The organism is Streptomyces sp. NPDC000941 (assembly GCF_053599555.1).
This window is the reverse complement of sequence record NZ_JBSFMM010000116.1, coordinates 1-16,986: the sequence shown is the minus strand read 5'-3', so window position 1 is coordinate 16,986 and position 16,986 is coordinate 1. Positions and strand designations below refer to the sequence as shown.

General features: G+C 70.9%; 12 protein-coding genes. 8 read left to right on the top strand and 4 right to left on the bottom strand.

Going from position 1 to position 16,986, the window contains the following annotated elements; all coding sequences use genetic code 11:
* Positions 1 to 96: 96 nt before the first annotated feature.
* From ACWDSL_RS31280 to ACWDSL_RS31250, 7 genes are all read left to right on the top strand, one after another.
* Positions 97 to 1,386, top strand: a complete 1,290-nt coding sequence (locus tag ACWDSL_RS31280; protein WP_450491142.1) for an alpha-L-fucosidase — start codon at positions 97 to 99, stop codon at positions 1,384 to 1,386.
* Between the two features lie 25 nt (positions 1,387 to 1,411).
* Complete coding sequence (locus ACWDSL_RS31275) at positions 1,412 to 2,725, top strand: ABC transporter substrate-binding protein (protein ID WP_450491140.1); 1,314 nt, start codon at positions 1,412 to 1,414, stop codon at positions 2,723 to 2,725.
* A 101-nt stretch (positions 2,726 to 2,826) separates the two neighbouring features.
* Entirely contained in the window at positions 2,827 to 3,645 is an 819-nt protein-coding gene (locus tag ACWDSL_RS31270) for a carbohydrate ABC transporter permease (protein WP_450491138.1), read from the top strand.
* On the top strand, positions 3,642 to 4,586 hold the full coding sequence (locus ACWDSL_RS31265) for a carbohydrate ABC transporter permease (RefSeq protein ID WP_450491136.1): 945 nt from the start codon (positions 3,642 to 3,644) through the stop codon (positions 4,584 to 4,586). The genes ACWDSL_RS31270 and ACWDSL_RS31265 overlap by 4 nt, the downstream gene beginning before the upstream one ends.
* Before the next feature lie 52 nt (positions 4,587 to 4,638).
* Positions 4,639 to 5,727: a mandelate racemase/muconate lactonizing enzyme family protein gene (locus ACWDSL_RS31260; protein ID WP_450491134.1), complete on the top strand. Its 1,089-nt coding sequence runs from the start codon at positions 4,639 to 4,641 to the stop codon at positions 5,725 to 5,727.
* Between the two features lie 41 nt (positions 5,728 to 5,768).
* The gene (locus ACWDSL_RS31255) at positions 5,769 to 6,686 is read left to right on the top strand and encodes an amidohydrolase family protein (protein ID WP_450491132.1); all 918 of its coding nucleotides are present in this window, start codon (positions 5,769 to 5,771) and stop codon (positions 6,684 to 6,686) included.
* Complete coding sequence (locus ACWDSL_RS31250; protein ID WP_450491130.1) at positions 6,683 to 7,678, top strand: aldo/keto reductase; 996 nt, start codon at positions 6,683 to 6,685, stop codon at positions 7,676 to 7,678. The genes ACWDSL_RS31255 and ACWDSL_RS31250 overlap by 4 nt, the downstream gene beginning before the upstream one ends.
* Before the next feature lie 49 nt (positions 7,679 to 7,727).
* Here ACWDSL_RS31250 and ACWDSL_RS31245 read toward each other — a convergent pair whose 3' ends face one another.
* The 4 genes from ACWDSL_RS31245 to ACWDSL_RS31230 all read right to left on the bottom strand — a co-directional run bounded on the left by ACWDSL_RS31245 (position 7,728) and on the right by ACWDSL_RS31230 (position 16,375).
* Complete coding sequence (locus ACWDSL_RS31245; RefSeq protein WP_450491128.1) at positions 7,728 to 10,679, bottom strand: hypothetical protein; 2,952 nt, start codon at positions 10,677 to 10,679, stop codon at positions 7,728 to 7,730.
* A gap of 2 nt (positions 10,680 to 10,681) precedes the next feature.
* On the bottom strand, positions 10,682 to 12,556 hold the full coding sequence (locus ACWDSL_RS31240; protein ID WP_450491126.1) for an HSP90 family protein: 1,875 nt from the start codon (positions 12,554 to 12,556) through the stop codon (positions 10,682 to 10,684).
* Between the two features lie 63 nt (positions 12,557 to 12,619).
* The gene (locus ACWDSL_RS31235; RefSeq protein WP_450491124.1) at positions 12,620 to 13,606 is read right to left on the bottom strand and encodes a hypothetical protein; all 987 of its coding nucleotides are present in this window, start codon (positions 13,604 to 13,606) and stop codon (positions 12,620 to 12,622) included.
* Positions 13,607 to 13,702: 96 nt separating this feature from the next.
* Positions 13,703 to 16,375, bottom strand: coding sequence for an FHA domain-containing protein (locus tag ACWDSL_RS31230; protein WP_450491122.1), 2,673 nt, complete (start codon positions 16,373 to 16,375; stop codon positions 13,703 to 13,705).
* Between the two features lie 414 nt (positions 16,376 to 16,789).
* Between ACWDSL_RS31230 and ACWDSL_RS31225 the strand changes: the two genes are divergently transcribed.
* Positions 16,790 to 16,986, top strand: a 197-nt coding sequence (locus ACWDSL_RS31225; protein ID WP_450491120.1) for a hypothetical protein, incomplete at its 3' end; no start/stop codon positions are given.

Genomic DNA, 16,986 nt, shown 5'->3' with positions numbered 1-16,986 from the left:
GCCTGTTGACGCACGATCGGAACACCTGCATCCTCAATCAAATCCTATAGTATCCGATCTGGGATCAAGATCCCCTCGATGCGGAGGGTGACCCTCGTGACCATTCCCGACTGGTTCGATGAAGCGGCCTTCGGGCTCTTCGTCCACTGGGACCACGCGAGTCAGCAAGGCGTGGAGATCGGCTGGCCGCTGGTCGGCCATTCGATCCTTCCGGGCCGTACCGAGCCTGAAGCCGACATCACGGTCGCGCAGTACCAATCGACCGCCGCGACCTTCGATCCGCGCCACTGGGATCCGCGGGCGGTCGCCCGCCTCGCCCGCGCCGCGGGGGCGCGCTATGTCGTCTTCACCGTCCGGCACCACGCCGGCTACTCGATGTACCACACCGAACATTCCGACTTCTCCATCGCGGCGTCCCCGTACGGACGCGACATCACCCGCGAGTTCTTCGACGCGCTGCGCGCCGAGGGCCTGCGGGTCGGCGTCTACTACTCGCTGCTGGACTGGAACCATCCGGACTACCCCGCGTTCACCGACGCCGACCGCCCCTACCCGCACGACCGGTACCGCCGGCCGTCGCCGGAGCAGTGGGCGCGCTATATCGACTATGTCAAGGGACAGCTCACCGAACTGCTCACCTGGTACGGGACGATCGACCTGCTCTGGTTCGACGGGGAGTGGGAGCGCACCGCGGAGGAGTGGCATGCCGCCGAGCTGCGCGAGCTGATCAAGTCACTGCAGCCGGAAGTGATCATCAACGACCGGCTGCCGGGCCAGGGCGACTACGCCACTCCCGAGCAGGGCATGCCGCGCCGTCCGCCGGGCGGACCGTGGGAGCTGTGCCTCACCATGAGCGACAGCTGGGCGTACCGGCCCGACGACCTGGACTACAAGAGCCCGCGCCTGCTCGCCGGCTACCTCAGCGAGGTCGTCTCGCGCGGCGGCAACCTTCTGCTCAACATCGGGCCGCGCGGCGACGGAACGCTTGTGCCGACCGAGGTGGCCATACTCAAGCAGCTCGGCGCCTGGCTCGCCGGCCACGGCGAGAGCCTCTTCGGCGCAGGGCCGGCGTCCGAACGGCTCGACTTCCACGGCCCCGCCACCCAGCACGGCGACACCATCTACCTGCACCTGCTGCTGCAGCCGCAGGACCTCCTCGTCGTACGCAACGTGCCCATCGGCTCGGTGACCGGCGTACGCATGCTGGGCACCGAGCAGCCTCTGGAGTACTCCGTCAACGAGGAAGTGCACAAGGCCAACGGCGCCGAGGACGAGCCCCTCGGCGAGCTCTTCATCACCGTGCCGCCACCGACCGGCGCCCTCATCGACGTGATTGCCATCGAACTGTCCAACTCCCGGAAAGACGAGTCACGTGCGGCCCTTTAACACTTCCAAGGCGGCCAGGCGTGCCGTGGTCCTGCTCGCGGCCGCGAGCATCCTCTCGGCGTGCGGCACCGGTCCGGGCGCTTCATCCGGCGACGGCAAGTCGCTGCGTGTGCAGATCCCCGCCGGGCCGATGGCCGATCGGATGCAACAGGTCGGCAAGGACTTCGAGAAGGCCAACCCCGGCACCAAGGTCACCTTCGAGAGCGTCGACTCCAACAGCTCCCGCGGCCCGAACGTGGCCCTGCTCAGCTCGACCGCCACCCCGGACATCGGCTACCTCCAGCGCAGCACCGGCGTCTGGTCGGCGCTGCTGAAGAACAAGCAGCTCACCCCGATTGACGATGTGTGGAATGACGCCGGCCTGGCGGACAAGTACTCCGAGAGCCAGACCGCCTACTACACGACCAACGGGCATCACTACGGCGTTCTCTACGAGGAACTGCTGATCGCCCCGATCTACTACAACAAGGCGGCGTTCGCCAAGGCCGGCATCCCCGACCCGGCCGATCACCAGGTGGCCTCCGTCGCCGAGTTCGAGTCCATGGCGGCCAAGCTGAAGTCCGCCGGGTACGAGGGCCTCGGCGTCGGTGGGTCGAGCCCGTACGACCTGGGGCACACGCTCGACGCGCTGCTGCCCACCGCGGTGTCGGAGAGCGACTACCAGGCCATGCTCACGAACTTCAAGCCGGGTTCGCCGACGAACGTCAAGTACACCGACCCGGGCTTCGTGAAGACACTGCGGACCATCCAGGACTGGCAGGAGAAGGGCATCTTCCAGAAGGGGATGCTCGGCATGGACACCACACAGGCCCAGGCGCTGTTCACCAGCGGCAGGCTCGCGATGCTGCAGGGCGGCAACTACAGCTACGCGGACCTGAAGGCGGCCAAGCCGTCGTTCGACATGGGCTGGTTCCTGCTGCCGCCGCTCACGAAGGGCCGTAAGACGCCGTTCAACGCCTTCAACGGCGACACCTTCGTCATACCCGCCAAGGCGGCGAACCCGGGGCTGGCCAAGAAGTTCCTCAAGTTCTTCATGACCGACAAGTACCAGGTCAGCGTGGTCGCCGCCGGCGGCTCCCTGCCGGTGTTCACCTCGATCAAGCCGTCGAGCCTGTCGAACCTGGGCGACCTGGTGCAGCAGCAGTTCGAGCTGTCCAAGTCCGTCGGACTGGTCAACATCTGGGACTCGACCGTGCCGTCCACGCTCGGGCAGTCGTTCGCGGTGCCGGTGCTGCAGAAGCTCGTGTCCGGCAAGCTGACCCCGCAGCAGGCGGCCCAGCAGTTCCAGACCGGGCTGGAGGACCTGCAGTCCGGCAAGGTCTCCGGGGCGACGGACTGATGGCCGCCCAGAAGATCCCTCCGATTGCCGCAACCGCTCACAGGCCACGCCGCGGTGCGCAGAAGTTCCCGATTCTGATCCTCGCACCGGCGCTGGTGCTGATGACCCTGCTCATCGCCTACCCGGTCGCGGAGTCGGTGCACATCAGCCTCGGCTCGTGGGACGGCGTCGGATCTGTCACCTACCGCGGGCTGGCCAACTACCGGCGGCTCATCAACGACTCGCTGGTCCGGCAGTCGATCGTGACCAGCCTGGTGTTCTTCGTCGGCACGGTGGTCTGCACCGTGGTGATCGCGACGTTGCTCGCCAACGCGATCAACCGGAAGGTCCCCGGCGCCCGCTTCTTCAAGACCATCTGGTTCCTGCCGGTGATCGTCCCGGTCAGCGTCGCGGGCGTCTTCTGGTCCAACTCGTTCCAGCCCTCCACCGGCGTGGTGAACACCGTGCTCGGCGCACTCGGACTCGGCGACGCACACGCCTGGCTCGCATCGCCGACAACCGCGCTGATGGTGACGATCTTCGTCGCGGTGTGGACGCAGACCGGGTACGCGATGCTGATCCTGCTGGGCGCGATGGACACCATTTCCCCCGAGGTCCACGAGGCGGCCACGCTCGATGGCGTGTCCGAGGCCGGACGGCTCTTCCGGATCACACTGCCGAACATCGTGCCGATGCTCGGCACGGTCACGACCCTGATGTCCGTGTTCTCCTTCAACGCCTTCGGCATCATCTACGCGATGACCCGGGGCGGGCCCGGCAACGCCACGAGCATCCTGCCGGTGCTGGTCTACAAGCAGTCGTTCATCGACCAGGACTACGGCTACGGCTCGGCCACCGCCGTCGTGACGACGCTGATCGTCAGTGTCATCGGCGTCGTGGTCCTGCAACTCTTCCGCCAGCAGCGGCTGGACGCGCGATGACGGCCCCGACGACACCGGCCCGGCGCGCGACACCGGCCCGGCGCGCGAAGACCCGTACGGCCGACGTGGCGGCAGACGCACACCGACACCGACGGCAGCGACGGCTCCGGCGACGCGGCCCGCTGTGGTACCTCGGATACCTGCTGCTGCTCGTCTGGACGTTGATCACCGTCGTCCCGTTCCTGTCGATGCTGTTGCTGTCACTGCATCCGACGGCCGACATCTACGCCCATCCGCTGGGCCTCAGCGGTCGCTGGATGCTGTCGAACTACGCCACCGCCTGGCGTGGCACAGTCGGCGGGGCACCTCTTCCGACGTACATCGGCAACAGCCTGCTGATCACGCTCTGCAGCCTCGCCATCGGCGTGACCTGCGGCAGCCTCGCCGGCTACGGCCTGGCCCGGGCGACCCGCGCACTGTCGGGCGTGGTCAGCCGCATCATGGTGCTCGCGCTGAGCATCCCGCTGATCGTCGCGCTGATCCCGACGTTCGAACTCCTCGGCAAGTACCGCCTGCTCAACAGCGTGCTCGGCATCTCGCTGGTGTACGCGGCGTTCATGACGCCGACCATCGCCCTGATCATGCGGTCGGTGTTCGCCGCCGTGCCGCGCGAACTGCTCGAGGCGGCCAAGATCGACGGATGTGGGGAGTTCGCCGCGCTGCTGCGCATCGTCCTGCCGATCAGCAGGGGCGGCTTCATCTCGGTCTCGATGCTCGGGCTGATCTTCGTCTGGAGCGAGGTGCAGTTCGGCGTGGTCCTGCTGACCCGCCCGCAGAACCGCACGCTGTCGGTCGGGCTGCTGTCCTTCCAGGGACAGTTCGTCAGCGATCAGGGCGCCTTCTTCGCCGGCCTCACCATCGCGACGTTTCCCATCGTCATCCTCTTCCTCATCTTCCAGCGCTACGTCACGAACGGCATCACGCTGGGCGCCCTCAAATGAGCCATAGCCGCCACGTGAGCCGTATCGTGCCCCGATCCAGGAAGCACACCACATGACCCGAATCGAACGCATCGACGTCCAGCTGGTGGATCTCGAGCCGGCGGCCGTACGCGTCGACGCGATGCAGTCCTTCGTCAAGCAGGAGACGGTCCTCGTCACAGTCCACACGTCCGACGGGCTGTCCGGCATTGGGTACTCCTACACCATCGGGACCGGCGGGCAGGCCGTCGTATCGCTCATCCGGGACCACTTGACCCCGGCGCTGCTGGGGCGGGACGCCGGGCCCATCGAGGCGCTGTGGCGGCTCATGCTCGACCAGACCCGGGCGACGACCGTCGGGGCGATCACCTCGCTGGCGTTCGCCGCCGTCGACACCGCGTTGTGGGACCTGCGCGGTCGCCGTACCGGCGAGTCGCTGTGGCGGATGGCGGGCGGCGCCCACGAGCGGCTGCCCGTCTACGACACCGAGGGCGGCTGGCTGCACCTGCCGATCGAAGAAGTCGTGGAAGGCGCGCGGCAGTCGGCGGCGGCCGGGCTGCGCGGCGTGAAGATCAAGGTCGGCAGGCCGTCGCCGGCCGAGGACGCCGAGCGGCTCGCGGCCGTCCGCGCGGCCGTGGGCCCGGAGCTGGAGGTGATGGTCGACGCGAACCAGGCCTTCACGGCCGCCGAGGCGATCCGCCGCGCCCGCACCTACGAGCCGCTTGACATCGCCTGGTTCGAGGAGCCTCTGCCGGCCGACGACCTGGCCGGGCACCGCCGGCTGTCCGCCTCCACCAGCGTGCCGGTGGCCGTCGGCGAGTCGCTGTACTCCGTCCAGCGGTTCGGCGCCTACCTGGCCGCGGGCGCGGCCGGGATCGTCCAGGTCGACGTCGCCCGCGTCGGCGGGATCACCCCCTGGCTGAAGGTCGCGCACGCCGCCGAGGCCTGCAACGTCGCGGTGAGCCCGCACTTCCTCATGGAGTTGCACGTCAGCCTTGCCGCGGCCGTGCCGAACGGGATCTTCGTCGAGCACATACCGCAACTCCAGGCGATCACGCACAGCACGCTCGCCATCGAGGACGGCTGTATGACCCCTCCCGACGTACCCGGCATCGGAATCGACTGGAACCCCGACGCCCTCGACGACCACCGGGTCGCCTGAACGACTTGTCGTCTGAACGACTTGAGGAGCAAGGAGCCTTGATGAAACGGGTGGACCGCGCTGAAGCCTCGACAAGCGTGGCGGGACCGCCGCGTGTCGACGCGCACCACCACGTGTGGGACCTGTCGGTCCAGGACCAGCCATGGACGCGGGACCTGCCCGTACTGCGCCGCGACTTCACCATGACCGACCTGGCACCGCAGCTCGACGTGCACGGCATCGACGCGACCGTGGTCGTCGAGACGGTGGACTCGGCGGAGGAGACCGTGGAGCTGCTGCGGCTGTACGCGCGCGACGTCCGCGTTGCCGGTGTCGTCGGCTGGGCCGAACTCACCGCCCCGGACCTCGCCGACACCCTGGACCGGCTGCGCGCGGCGGAGGGCGGCACCGGCCTGGTCGGCCTGCGACACCAGGTTCAGCTCGAACCGCCCGGCGCGGCAGAGGGAGACTGGCTGCTGCGCCCGGACGTCGCCGCCGGCCTGGACGTCCTGGGCGACCGCGGGCTGGTCTTCGACCTGATCGTCACCGCCGCACAGCTCCCCTCGGCGATCGAGGCGGTACGGCGCCACGCCGGCACGTCCTTCGTCCTCGACCACGCGGGCAAACCCCCCATCGCGGCGGGCGCGATCGAGCCGTGGGCGACGCACATCGCCGAACTGGCGGCCCTGCCGAACGTCGCGGTGAAGTTCTCCGGCCTGCTCACCGAGGCCGGCGACGGGCAGCGCGACGCCGAGCACCTGCTCCCGTACGCCCGGCCGCTGCTGGAGGAGTTCGGCGCCCGGCGGCTGATGTTCGGCTCGGACTGGCCGGTGTGCACTCTGGCCGCCAACTACGGGCACACCTTGTCGATCACTGCGGCGCTGCTGGAGACGCTCGACGACGCGGACCGGGCCGCCGTGTACGGGGGCACCGCGAGCCGCTGGTACGGGCTCGCTGTCGGCAGCGGGGCCGCCGCGTGAACCGCCGGCGGATCGGGCGGACCGGCGTCCAGGTGACCGAGCTCGGCTTCGGCAGCGCGCCGATCGGGAACCTGTACGCCGCCGTCGACGACGAGCAGGCGCTGGCCACCGTCGACGCGGCCTGGCAGGCCGGCGTCCGGTACTTCGACACGGCGCCGCACTACGGGCTCGGCCTGGCCGAGCGGCGGCTCGGCCAGGCGCTGGCGTCCAGGCCCCGCGCCGAGTACGTGATCTCGACGAAGGTCGGGCGGCTCCTCGTCCCCAACGACGATCCGCGTGGCACGGATCTCGGCTCGGGGTTCGCCGTACCGGACACGCTGCGGCGGCGGCTCGACTACTCCCCTGCCGGGGTCAGGCGCAGCCTCGAGGACAGCCTGACCCGGCTGGGCGTCGACCACATCGACATCGTCCTCGTACACGACCCCGACCCGCACGTCCCGCAGGTGATCGCCGAGACGGTGCCCGAGCTGCTGCGGATGCGCGACGAGGGCCTGGTCTCGGCGGTCGGCGTCGGCATGAACTACTGGCAGCCGCTCGCGGAGATCGTGGACCGCTGCGACGTGGACGCCGTGATGCTCGCCGGACGCTGGACCCTGCTCGACCGTTCCGGCGAGCCGCTGCTGCACCGCTGCGCCGAGCGCGGCGTGTCGGTGCTCGCGGCGGCGCCGTTCAACTCCGGCATTCTCGCGCGGACCGAGCCGGGCGAGGACGACACCTTCGACTACGCGCCGGTGACCGAACCGGTGCTGCGCCGCGCCCGCGAACTCGCCGCGCTCTGCGGGGCCGCGGGCATCGAGTTGGCCCACGCCGCGCTCCGCTTCCCGCTGCGGCGGCCGGAGGTGGCGTCGGTGGTCGCCGGCATGGTCTCCCCCGACCAGGTGCGCCTCGCCGCGCGGCGGGTCGACGAGCCCGTCCCTGATGCGCTGTGGCCGCGAACCCGGCCCGCGGCACCGCTGCCCGAGGGCGCGTTCAGCCGGCCGCCGTCGCCGTGAGCACGCGGGCCGCGGTACCGGGGCGGGCTGTCGCCCCGGTACCGCCGCGTCACTCCTCGTCGCGCAGCCGAGCCGTCAGGGAGATCAGCGGCTCGGTCTCCGCGGTGTGGCCCAAGGCGGTCAGGTGGGAGACCGCCGCGTCGAGGCGGGTGCGGGCGGGGGCGGGGCGTTCCAGGTAGATGCCCTCCACGGCGCCCGCGAGGCGGACGCACTCGGCCCACTCGTCGGCACGGTCGTCGTCCCTTCCCGGCTCGCCGAGCAGAGCGAGGGCCTTCTCCAGGGCGGCCAGGGCGCCCTCGTACTCACCGGCGTATGCGTTGACCCGTCCGTGTTCGTAGGCCAGGGCGGTGTCCAGGGAGCGGCCGCGGGCCTCGTGGTCGGCGGCGCGGGCTTCGTCGGCGATCCGGCCGGCGTCGGCCAGGAAGGCGAGGGCGTCGGCCAGGCCGTCGGGGCCCTGCTGCTCCGCCTGGAGGCGGGCGAGTTCGCGCAGGCAGCTGCTGAGCTGCCCGTAGCGCGGGGCCCGGGCGTGGGCGGCGAGTGCCTGGTCCGCAACCTCGCGGGCCCGGCCGAACTCGCCGGACTCACCGAGGAGTACGGCCGTCTCCGCGGCGATCACGGCGTGGCTTCCCGGGTCGTCGTCCCAGTCGGCCGACTCGGCCGCGAGGGCGACGAACTCCGCCGTGGCGGCCTTGAGGTCCTCGCCCGCGTGCAGTGCGCGGGCGCGGGTCAGGCGCAGTTGAGCGACGAGCCGGTCGTCCTGCTCTCCGGCGGCGACGTCGGGTTCGGCCAGCAGGGAGTCGAGCAGCGCGATGCAGTCCTCGACGCGGCCCAGGTCGAGGGTGAGCTGGGCCGCGTTGCCGTAGGCGCAGAACCCGTCCGTCCGGCTGCCGCGGCGAAGCTCCAGCTCCGCGGAGCGCGTCAGGTGCCGCAGGGCCTCGTCGGGGCGGCCCAGGTGCATACAGGCCTCGGCCAGATCACCGTGGAGGCGGGCGGTGTCGACCGTGTCGGCCGGCCAGTCGGCGGCCAGTCGCAGGCCCTCCGTCAGGTCGGCGTGCGCGGCCTGCGCGGCCTGGAGGCCGAGTTGGAGCCGGCCGCGCAGTCCCAGGGTGCGGGGCAGGTGCCAGGCGGGGCCTTGCTCCTTCAGCCGGTCGAGGAGGGCGTCGATCTCGGTGACGGCGGCGGGCAGGTCGCCGGAGATGGCGTATGTGCTCGCCCGCAGCAGCAGGGCGCCGGAGATCTGTCCGGCGAGGTCGTGCCGGGTGGCGAACGCGTGCAGCACATCCACCTCGGCGAGGACCGGCGCGACGTGCTCCTCGCTCCCCGACGTCTGTACGCGCAGGCCGAGCGTGGTCGCCCGCAGCCGCAGCAGGCGGGCCTCCTGGTACGGGGCGAGGCCGGGCGTCTCCTCGTGCAGGCGGACCATGGACGCGTGGGCGGCGGTCAGCGCGGCGGCCTTCGCCTCGGCTCCGTCGGCGCCCTGTGCGGGGGTCTCGACGGTGGCGAGCAGGGCGCAGGCGCGGGCGAGCGCCGCGTCTCCCGGCTCTCCGGCGTCGTCGTACAGGGCCGCGGCCTCCTCGTGGAGGGCGGCGGCGTCGGCGAACTCCTCCTTCTCGCCCGCCCGGCTCGCCTCGTCGGCCAGCAGGTCCGCGCGCAGTCGTACGAGCGGGCCCACGGCAGGGTCGTCGGGGTGGGTGTAGTCACGGGCGGCGACGAGCGTGCGCAGCCGCGCCCAGCAGGCCAGTGCGTCCGGGTGCCCCTGCTCGTCCAACGACCGTGCCCGGAGGATGAGTTCGGGGAGCGAGTCGGGCACGGCGGCGACTGTACGGGCGGCGGGCGCGACAACCGGGGCGGCCGGGGCCACGTCGTCGAGGCTGCGGCTGCGCAAGCTCAGTTCCAGCGCGTCCAGGAGCGGGGCACGGTCGAGGCGGGCCCTGCGGCGGTCGGTGTGGGCCGTGGTTCCGTTACGGGCGTCGAAGCGGGCGGCCAGGTCGTCGGCGCGGCCGCGCACCTCGGCGCCCAGACCGGCCACCGTCCAGGTGCGGCCCGCGTACCCGGCGGCGGGCAGTTCGCCGTGGCCGAGGGACTCGACGCGCTGGAGGAGGACCTCCACGCCGGTGAGGAAGCTGAGCAGGTCAAGCGGCGAGTCGACCTCGTCGAACAGGCTCCGGTTCTCGGCGAGCAGTTCCAGGCCGCGTGCCTCGTTGCCGGTGAGCGCGCAGAACTCCAGGTGCCGGCCGACCTCCTGGGACGTCGAGGGGTTGCGGCGGCAGCCGCGGTAGCCGGCGAGGTGCAGTTCGCGCGCCCGGTCGGTGCGGCCGGTGCGCAGCAGGGGCAACAGCGCGTACGAGACGGAGCGGGCCGGCTCCTCCTGGCAGGATTCCTTCCCGGCCAGTACGGGCTCCCAGGTGCGCAGCGCCCGCTCGTCGTCGCCCGCCCCGAGGTGGTACAGGGCGCGCTCGCAGGTCTCGCAGGCCTCGCAGTCGCTGAGCCTGGTGCGGGTACGGCCCGCCCACAACTCGTAGGCGAGGGTGGTGTCCTCGCCGACATGGGCGGCGAGCTGGTACGCCTGTCCGTAGTAGGGCTGAAGGCCGAGGCCGGCCTTTTCGTACCGGTCACGCATCTCCGACAGCCACTGGTGCAGGCTGGTCAGCGGTATCTCGGGCAGCGCGAGCAAAGCGTTGGCCACCCACTTGAACCGCCAGAACAGCGTGTGGCGCAGGCGCTCGTCGAAGACGTCGGGCTGCTCGTCGAAGAGGGTGAGCAGGCGCGCGAAGACGACGGGCGACTTCCGGGGTTCGGAGCCGTAGGTGTACGCCTCCTGGAGCTCGAGGAGCGCATCGACGAGCGCAACGGGCTCCGCGAACTGCTCGGCGGCCTCGACGAGTTCCTCTGCGGTGACGGTCCGGGTGCGGCCGTAGGCGCGCCGGTCGTTCTCCTGGAGCGCCCGGTACAGCTCGTCCGTGTTCTGAGGACGGGGTGCGGGTGCGGGTGCGGTCGGCATCGTCAGCTGTCCTTGCGGAGGGCGTGGGCGAGCAGGTCGAGGAAGGAGCGGTTGATGAGGCTCGATTCGGCGGGCCTCAGAGGGCGCCGGGACAGCATCGCGGCCTGCCCGTAGAGGGCTTCGGCGGTGGTGCGGGCCAGTTCGGGCTCGTCGATGGTGACGGCGGTGCGGACCAGCGGGTTGAGCTGGTTGAGGATCAGCTGGGCCCGCGGGGCCTGCTGGCTCAGAGCGCCGAGGATGTCGCCCCACAAGCCGCCCTCCTGCTCACGGGCGAGCCGGGAGCGGGTGCGCTCGTGCCGCGCCTCGCGGCTGTCGACGAGGAGGGCGGGGGCGGAGGCGGGCTGGAAGGTGCGCAGCGCGACATCGCAGTCGAAGACGGCGAGGGCGTCGCGGGCCACGGCGAGATAGGCCGCGGCGGCCAGTTCCGTCTCCCGGTCCACGGGGTCGAGGTGGGCGGTCAGGGTCGCCGGGTCGAGGTCGGCGACACCGGCCTCGGGCCTGATCTCGGGCAGCCGGTGGACCAGTTCACGGTCGTAGGTGTAGCCGCCGTTGACGACCCCGAGCCCGGCGGCCGAGGCGATCGCCGCGACCTGCCGGAACTCCTCCACGCTCGACGTCACGAGCACGGTGCGGTGGGTGCGCGCGAACTCATCGAGGGTGGTGTGCCCGTCCGTGGTCTCGAACGGCAGCCAGGGCAGCAGCATCCGCAGGATCTCGTCGTCGTGCACCGCGAGCGACTTCACGGCCAGGTGGTGAGCCTGGAGGAAGCGGGAGAGCAGGTCCGGATCGCTGGCGGCGGCCCGGGCGATCCACGCGCGCAGCCGCTCGGCGAGGGCGTCGCGGACGGCGGCGAGCGTGTCGTCCTCGTACAGGGATTCGCGGGACGCCGTCGGGCGCAGGCTCTCGGCGTCGATGACGCAGCGGACGAAGAAGGCCCACTCGGGCAGAATCTCCTCGGCCTGCTCGGACAGCAGCATGCCCTTGACGTGCACGCGGTGGCCGTGGCGGCGCCCGGCCGGCACCGCCTCGGGCAGCACGCACGCGATGCCCTTCAGGCCTACGGCCGGCAGGTCCAGCTCGATGGTGTCAAGCGGCGTGAATCCGAAGACCTCCTCGCCGTACGCGGCCAGCGCGCGGGAGCGGGCTCCCGGCGTGGGGTACGTACGCGCCCAGGGTGCGGGCTCGGGGTTGACGGACACGCCCGGGCCGCCCGGGCCGCCCGTGCCGTCGTCGAAGGTCACCGGGTGGCGCAGCAGGGAGCCGAAGTACCGGGCCAGCGCGTGCGCCTGCGCCGGGCGGGTCCACTCGCCGGCGTCGGCGCGCGGCGTCAGCGTGACGGTGGTGCCGGGGCGGGGGCGGGCGGAGCCGGGCAGGGTGCGGACGGTGTAGCTGCCGTCGCCGCGTCCCCGCCACTCCACGGCGGGGGCGTCGGGGGTGCGGGCGGAGCGGCTCAGGACGTGGATCTCGTCCGCGACCAGGAAGCAGGAGAGCAGGCCGATTCCGAACTGGCCGATGAAGTCGGCGCGTTGCTCGGCGATCCGCTCGGCGCGCTTGCTGCTGCGGCCGATCGTGGCGAGAAAGGTGTGCACATCGGCTTCGGTGAGACCGACGCCGTCGTCCTCGACGCGCACCACCGAACCGTCGGCGTACAGGCGGATACCGAAGGCGTCGACGGGTGCGGCCGGTTCGGCCGGCGCTGCCGGTTCGAGGCTTTGCCGGGCGGTCAGCGCGTCCACCGCGTTCTGCATCAGTTCACGCAGGTAGACGCGAGGGCTGGAGTAGAGGTGGTGGGAGAGGAGGTCGACGAGGCCGCGCAGATCCACCTGGAAGGTGCGGTCGGCGCCGGCCGGGTGGACGGCGGTGTCAGGCAGAGTCATCGGACAGTCCGGAGTGGGAGGGGCGATGGGTGGCGGGCAGGCGGCACCGGGGCCGGCGGGTGCTCAGGCACGGCGGTGGTGGCGGGCGAACTGCTTCTCGGGCTCCGCGAAGTAGGTCCATGGCCACGTGGTGTACGCACCGTCCAGCGTTTGGAAGACGCGCCGGACCGTGTGGCGCTCACCGGCCAGCGACAGGGCCATGGCGAACATGTTGAAGTCGTGCTGCCAGCCCGGGCGCCACACGTAGCCGGGGTTCAGGATGCTGTGGTCGGCCGCCTCCCGCAACTCGGCCTGGATTTCCGGGGTTTCGAGGCAGTCCTCATGATCCGACTCGACCCAGTCCTCGATATGTGCCATGGCGATCACGCAGCCGAGCCGGTGCCCCTGCGGAGCGCGGGCGAGCGCGTCGCGGGCGAACGCCAGGGCCTCGCCGGGCTCGCCGCCCCAGCGGGGCTGCACCTGCGACACCCACTCGAGGTGGCTCTCCAGGTCCAGTGGATCGCGCCCCAGGGCGGCGTCGAGCCGGGTCTCATTGACGGCGGGGCCCAGCGACATACCACGGCCGGAGGTGAGGAGACGGCGCCACGGCGTGACCCATTCCGGCCGCAACTCGGCCGCCTCGAGCAGCTGCTCCTCGGCGATGCGGAGCCGCTCGTGGAAGACCCGCCACTGCTCCTGCGTGACGTTCACGGCACGCGCGGCGGTGCGGGCCTCCCAGCCCCAGCTGATGTGGCGCGTCCCGGATATCAGCAGGGCGGTCGCCCGGTGCTCCTTGTCCTCCTCGCAGGCCTGGCCGATCCAGTCCTGCACACCGTCCAACTCCGCCAGCTCGCCCAGGACCTGGTGGTCGCGGCCGAGATCGAAGGGGGCCAGCGCCGCCTTGACCGCCTCCCAGTCTCCCGCGGCGGCAGCCTCCACCAGCGCGAGCACCCGCGCGTCCCCGAGCGCGCGCAGCGTGTACGTCCCGTTCTTCTGCCTGCGCGGGACGGGAAGGGCGTGCGGATCCGCCGCCGGTCTCTCCGCACCCCTGCCGAACAGCTTGCCGAACATGCCGCGCCCTCCCCTGGTACCGCGTCATCGTCTGAGGCAGCATAAACCGCCCCACCGACACCATTTCCACAGGGTTTTCACCGGCACTTCACAGGCCTAGTCCCGCATGACCTCGGGTTCGTGCCGACGCAGCAGGCGGGTCACCACGAAGCCGCAGACCAGCCCGATGGCCAGGAGCACAGCGAGGTCGATGCCCCACTGGGTGACGGTGTGGGCCCACAGCGGGTCGACGTCGTCCGGCTTGCCGAGATCCCAGGGCGGCATGGTGTGCGCGAGGTCGAGTGTGGTCCCGGCGCCGGCGACCGCCCAGCGGGCGGGCATCAGCCAGCCGATCTGTTCGATGCCCGGGGAGTCGAACAGCTTGAAGAGGACCCCGGTGAAGACGACCTGGACGACGGCGAACATCACGAGCAGCGGCATGGTCTTCTCCGGGGTCCGCACCAGCGCGGAGATGACCAGACCGAACATCATGGTGGTGAAGCCCAGCGCGCTGATGACCACGCAGACCTCGACGGCCGTGGGCATGAGCAGCCCCTGGGCGGGCAGTTGGCGGACGGAGAAGCCGATGGCGCAGATGACAACACCCTGCATCGCGGTGATCAGACCGAGGACGATCACCTTCGACATCAGATACGCGGATCGGGACAGCCCCGTGGCCCTCTCCCGTTCGTAGATCACCCGTTCTTTGATCAATTCACGTACGGAGTTGGCCGCGCCGGAGAAGCACATGCCGACGACCAGCACCAGCAGAATGGTTCCGGACTCCTGGTTGTAGCGGAAGCGGCTGTCGGGCGGTGGCGCGGCGAGTCCGTATGTCGCCGGAATCAGACAGCTCACTCCGCCCAGCACGGCCGGGAGCAGCAGCATCAGCGCCATGAAGCCCTTGTCGGAGGCGATGACCGACACATAGCGGCGCATCAGCGTCCACAACTGGACCATCCAGCCCTGCGGTTTGGGCCGCGGAGCCCGGGCGGGCGGCTGTGTCGCAGGGGCGCCCGGATGCTGCGGCGGGACGGCCGAGTCGATCTCGGCGGCGCACCGCTCGTACTGCCGGGATGCCCGCCAGTGCCCGCCCCAGTCGTCGCGATGGTCCTCGAAGGCGGAGAAGACATCGGCCCAGCTGTCGTGTCCGAAGAAGCCCAGGGCCTCGCCCGGGGGACCGAAGTACGCCACGGAGCCACCGGGCGCCATGACCAACACCCGGTCGCACAGGGCCAGTTCAGCGACCGAATGCGTCACCACCAGCACGGTGCGGCCGTCGTCGGCGAGCTCCCGCAGCAGCTTCATGACATTGCGGTCCAGGCCCGGGTCCAGACCGGAGGTGGGCTCGTCGAGGAAGAGCAGGGAGGGCTTGGTCAGCAGTTCCAGGGCAACGGACACGCGTTTGCGCTGACCGCCGGAGAGCGAGGAGACCTTCTTGCCCCGGTGAACGTCGAGTCTGAGCTCCTGGAGCACCTCGTCGATACGGGCCTTGCGCTCGGCCGCCTTGGTGTCACCGGGAAAGCGGAGCCTGGCGGCGTACTTCAGAGCGGTGTCGACGGTCAGTTCCTTGTGCAGGATGTCATCCTGCGGGACGAGGCCGATCCGGTGGCGCAACTCGGCGAACTGGGCGTAGAGATCGCGGTGGTCGTAGAGCACCTGGCCACGGTCCGCGGGCCGGTAGCCGGTGAGTGCGCGCAGAAGGGTGGACTTCCCGGAGCCCGACGGCCCGATCACCGCGACCAGCGACTTCTCGGGGACGCCGAAGGAGACGTCGTCCAGGATGGTCTTGCCGCGCCCGACGGTCACGGTCAGGTTGCGGGCGGTGAAGGAGACCTCGCCGGTGTCGACGAACTCCTCCAGCCGGTCTCCGGCGAGCCGGAAGGTGGAGTGGCCGACACCGACGATGTCATACGGGCCGATGATCCGGCGGTCCACGGGCTGCCCATTGACATAGGTGCCGTTGTGACTGCCGAGGTCGACAATCTCGAAGCGGCCACCGGGCAGGGGCCGGAACTCCGCGTGGTAGCGGGAGACATGCGGGCCCTCCACCACGAGTTCGTTGTCCTGCGCGCGACCGATACGCAGCCGTTGCCCCAGGACGAGGGGGTAGACGCCCGAGGGGTCCCGGTCGATGGAAAGGGCCGCGGCGGCTCCACGGGGACCGTCTGTGGGCCCTTCGGACCGGTGACCGTCCCGGGCGGCACCCGCGTCTCCGGGGGTCCGGGGAACCGCGGCACGGGCGAGGTCGGCTGCGGCCTGGTGAGGGAGGGGCCGGAACAGGCCGTCGCCACCGGCCGCCGCCACCCCCATGGGGGCTCCCGGAACCTCCCCCGGCCGGGGACCGGGCACCACCGGGGGCGTGGCGGCTGCCTCCGCCGTGCCCCGCTCCGCGGCGCCCCGGACCTTGGGGCGGGCCTCGCCCTGGGGCTGCCCCGCGCGTATCCGTACGTCGGCACGCGCCTGATCGTCACCCACCGCCGCCGAGGCTCCGGCGACGACTCCGGTGAAGTCAAGCCGCAGGCCGGTGGAGACGTCTCCCAGCCGGACGATCGAACCGTGGCCGATCTCCATCCGCTGGATACGACGCCCTTCGGCGAACGTGCCATTCGCGCTGCCGAGATCTTCGATGACCCACGTCCCGCCCTCGTAACGGATCACGAGGTGTCGCCGGGAGACTCGGCGGTCGATGAACGAGATGTCGGCCTGCTGGTCGCGCCCGATGGTGTAGCTACGGGACGCGTCCAGGGTCCAGGTGCGTCTGTTGGCATGCAGTACAAGTTCCGGCATGTCGGCCCCAAGTCGATCGTGTACACCGAGGCCGTCTGCGCAAGGGCAGACGACGGCTCGGACAGTTCCTGCGGTTCCGGCGTGCGCCCGGACGTCCCGGGTGCGGATGGGTGTCATACGGTCCGCGCCATGGGCAGCAGCGGCTCCGCACAGGTCGGGTTTCGCCGACACATGGTGAGCCGACCCCCCAGGAACCGAACTGTACATTTCTCGACGAACACAACGGGCTGTGCGGGGAGATCGATGACATCGTCCGCATGCGGTCAACGTGTTCGTCGGGCATCAGGGCGGTGTGTCCTCGTGTAGTCGGAACGGAAGTCGGTCAGCCGGTGTGCGGCCCGGACCGGGGCGCATCGGCGCGTACGGTCATGGCCAGTATGGAAGAGGGCGCGGGACATGCGGAGGTTGCGCGTCTTGGCGCGGAGCCGGGGATTCCGCCCGCGTACCGCGCGGCACGCGGTGCGGTGCACCGGGGCGGGCACGCCACCCAGCAAAGGCGCGACGGGCATCACCGTCCGGGGCGACCTCGGCTACAGGCACGTCGAAGCCGCCCAGGGCACCGCACCGCGTGCCGCGCGGTACGCGGGCGGAATCCCCGGCTCCGCGCCAAG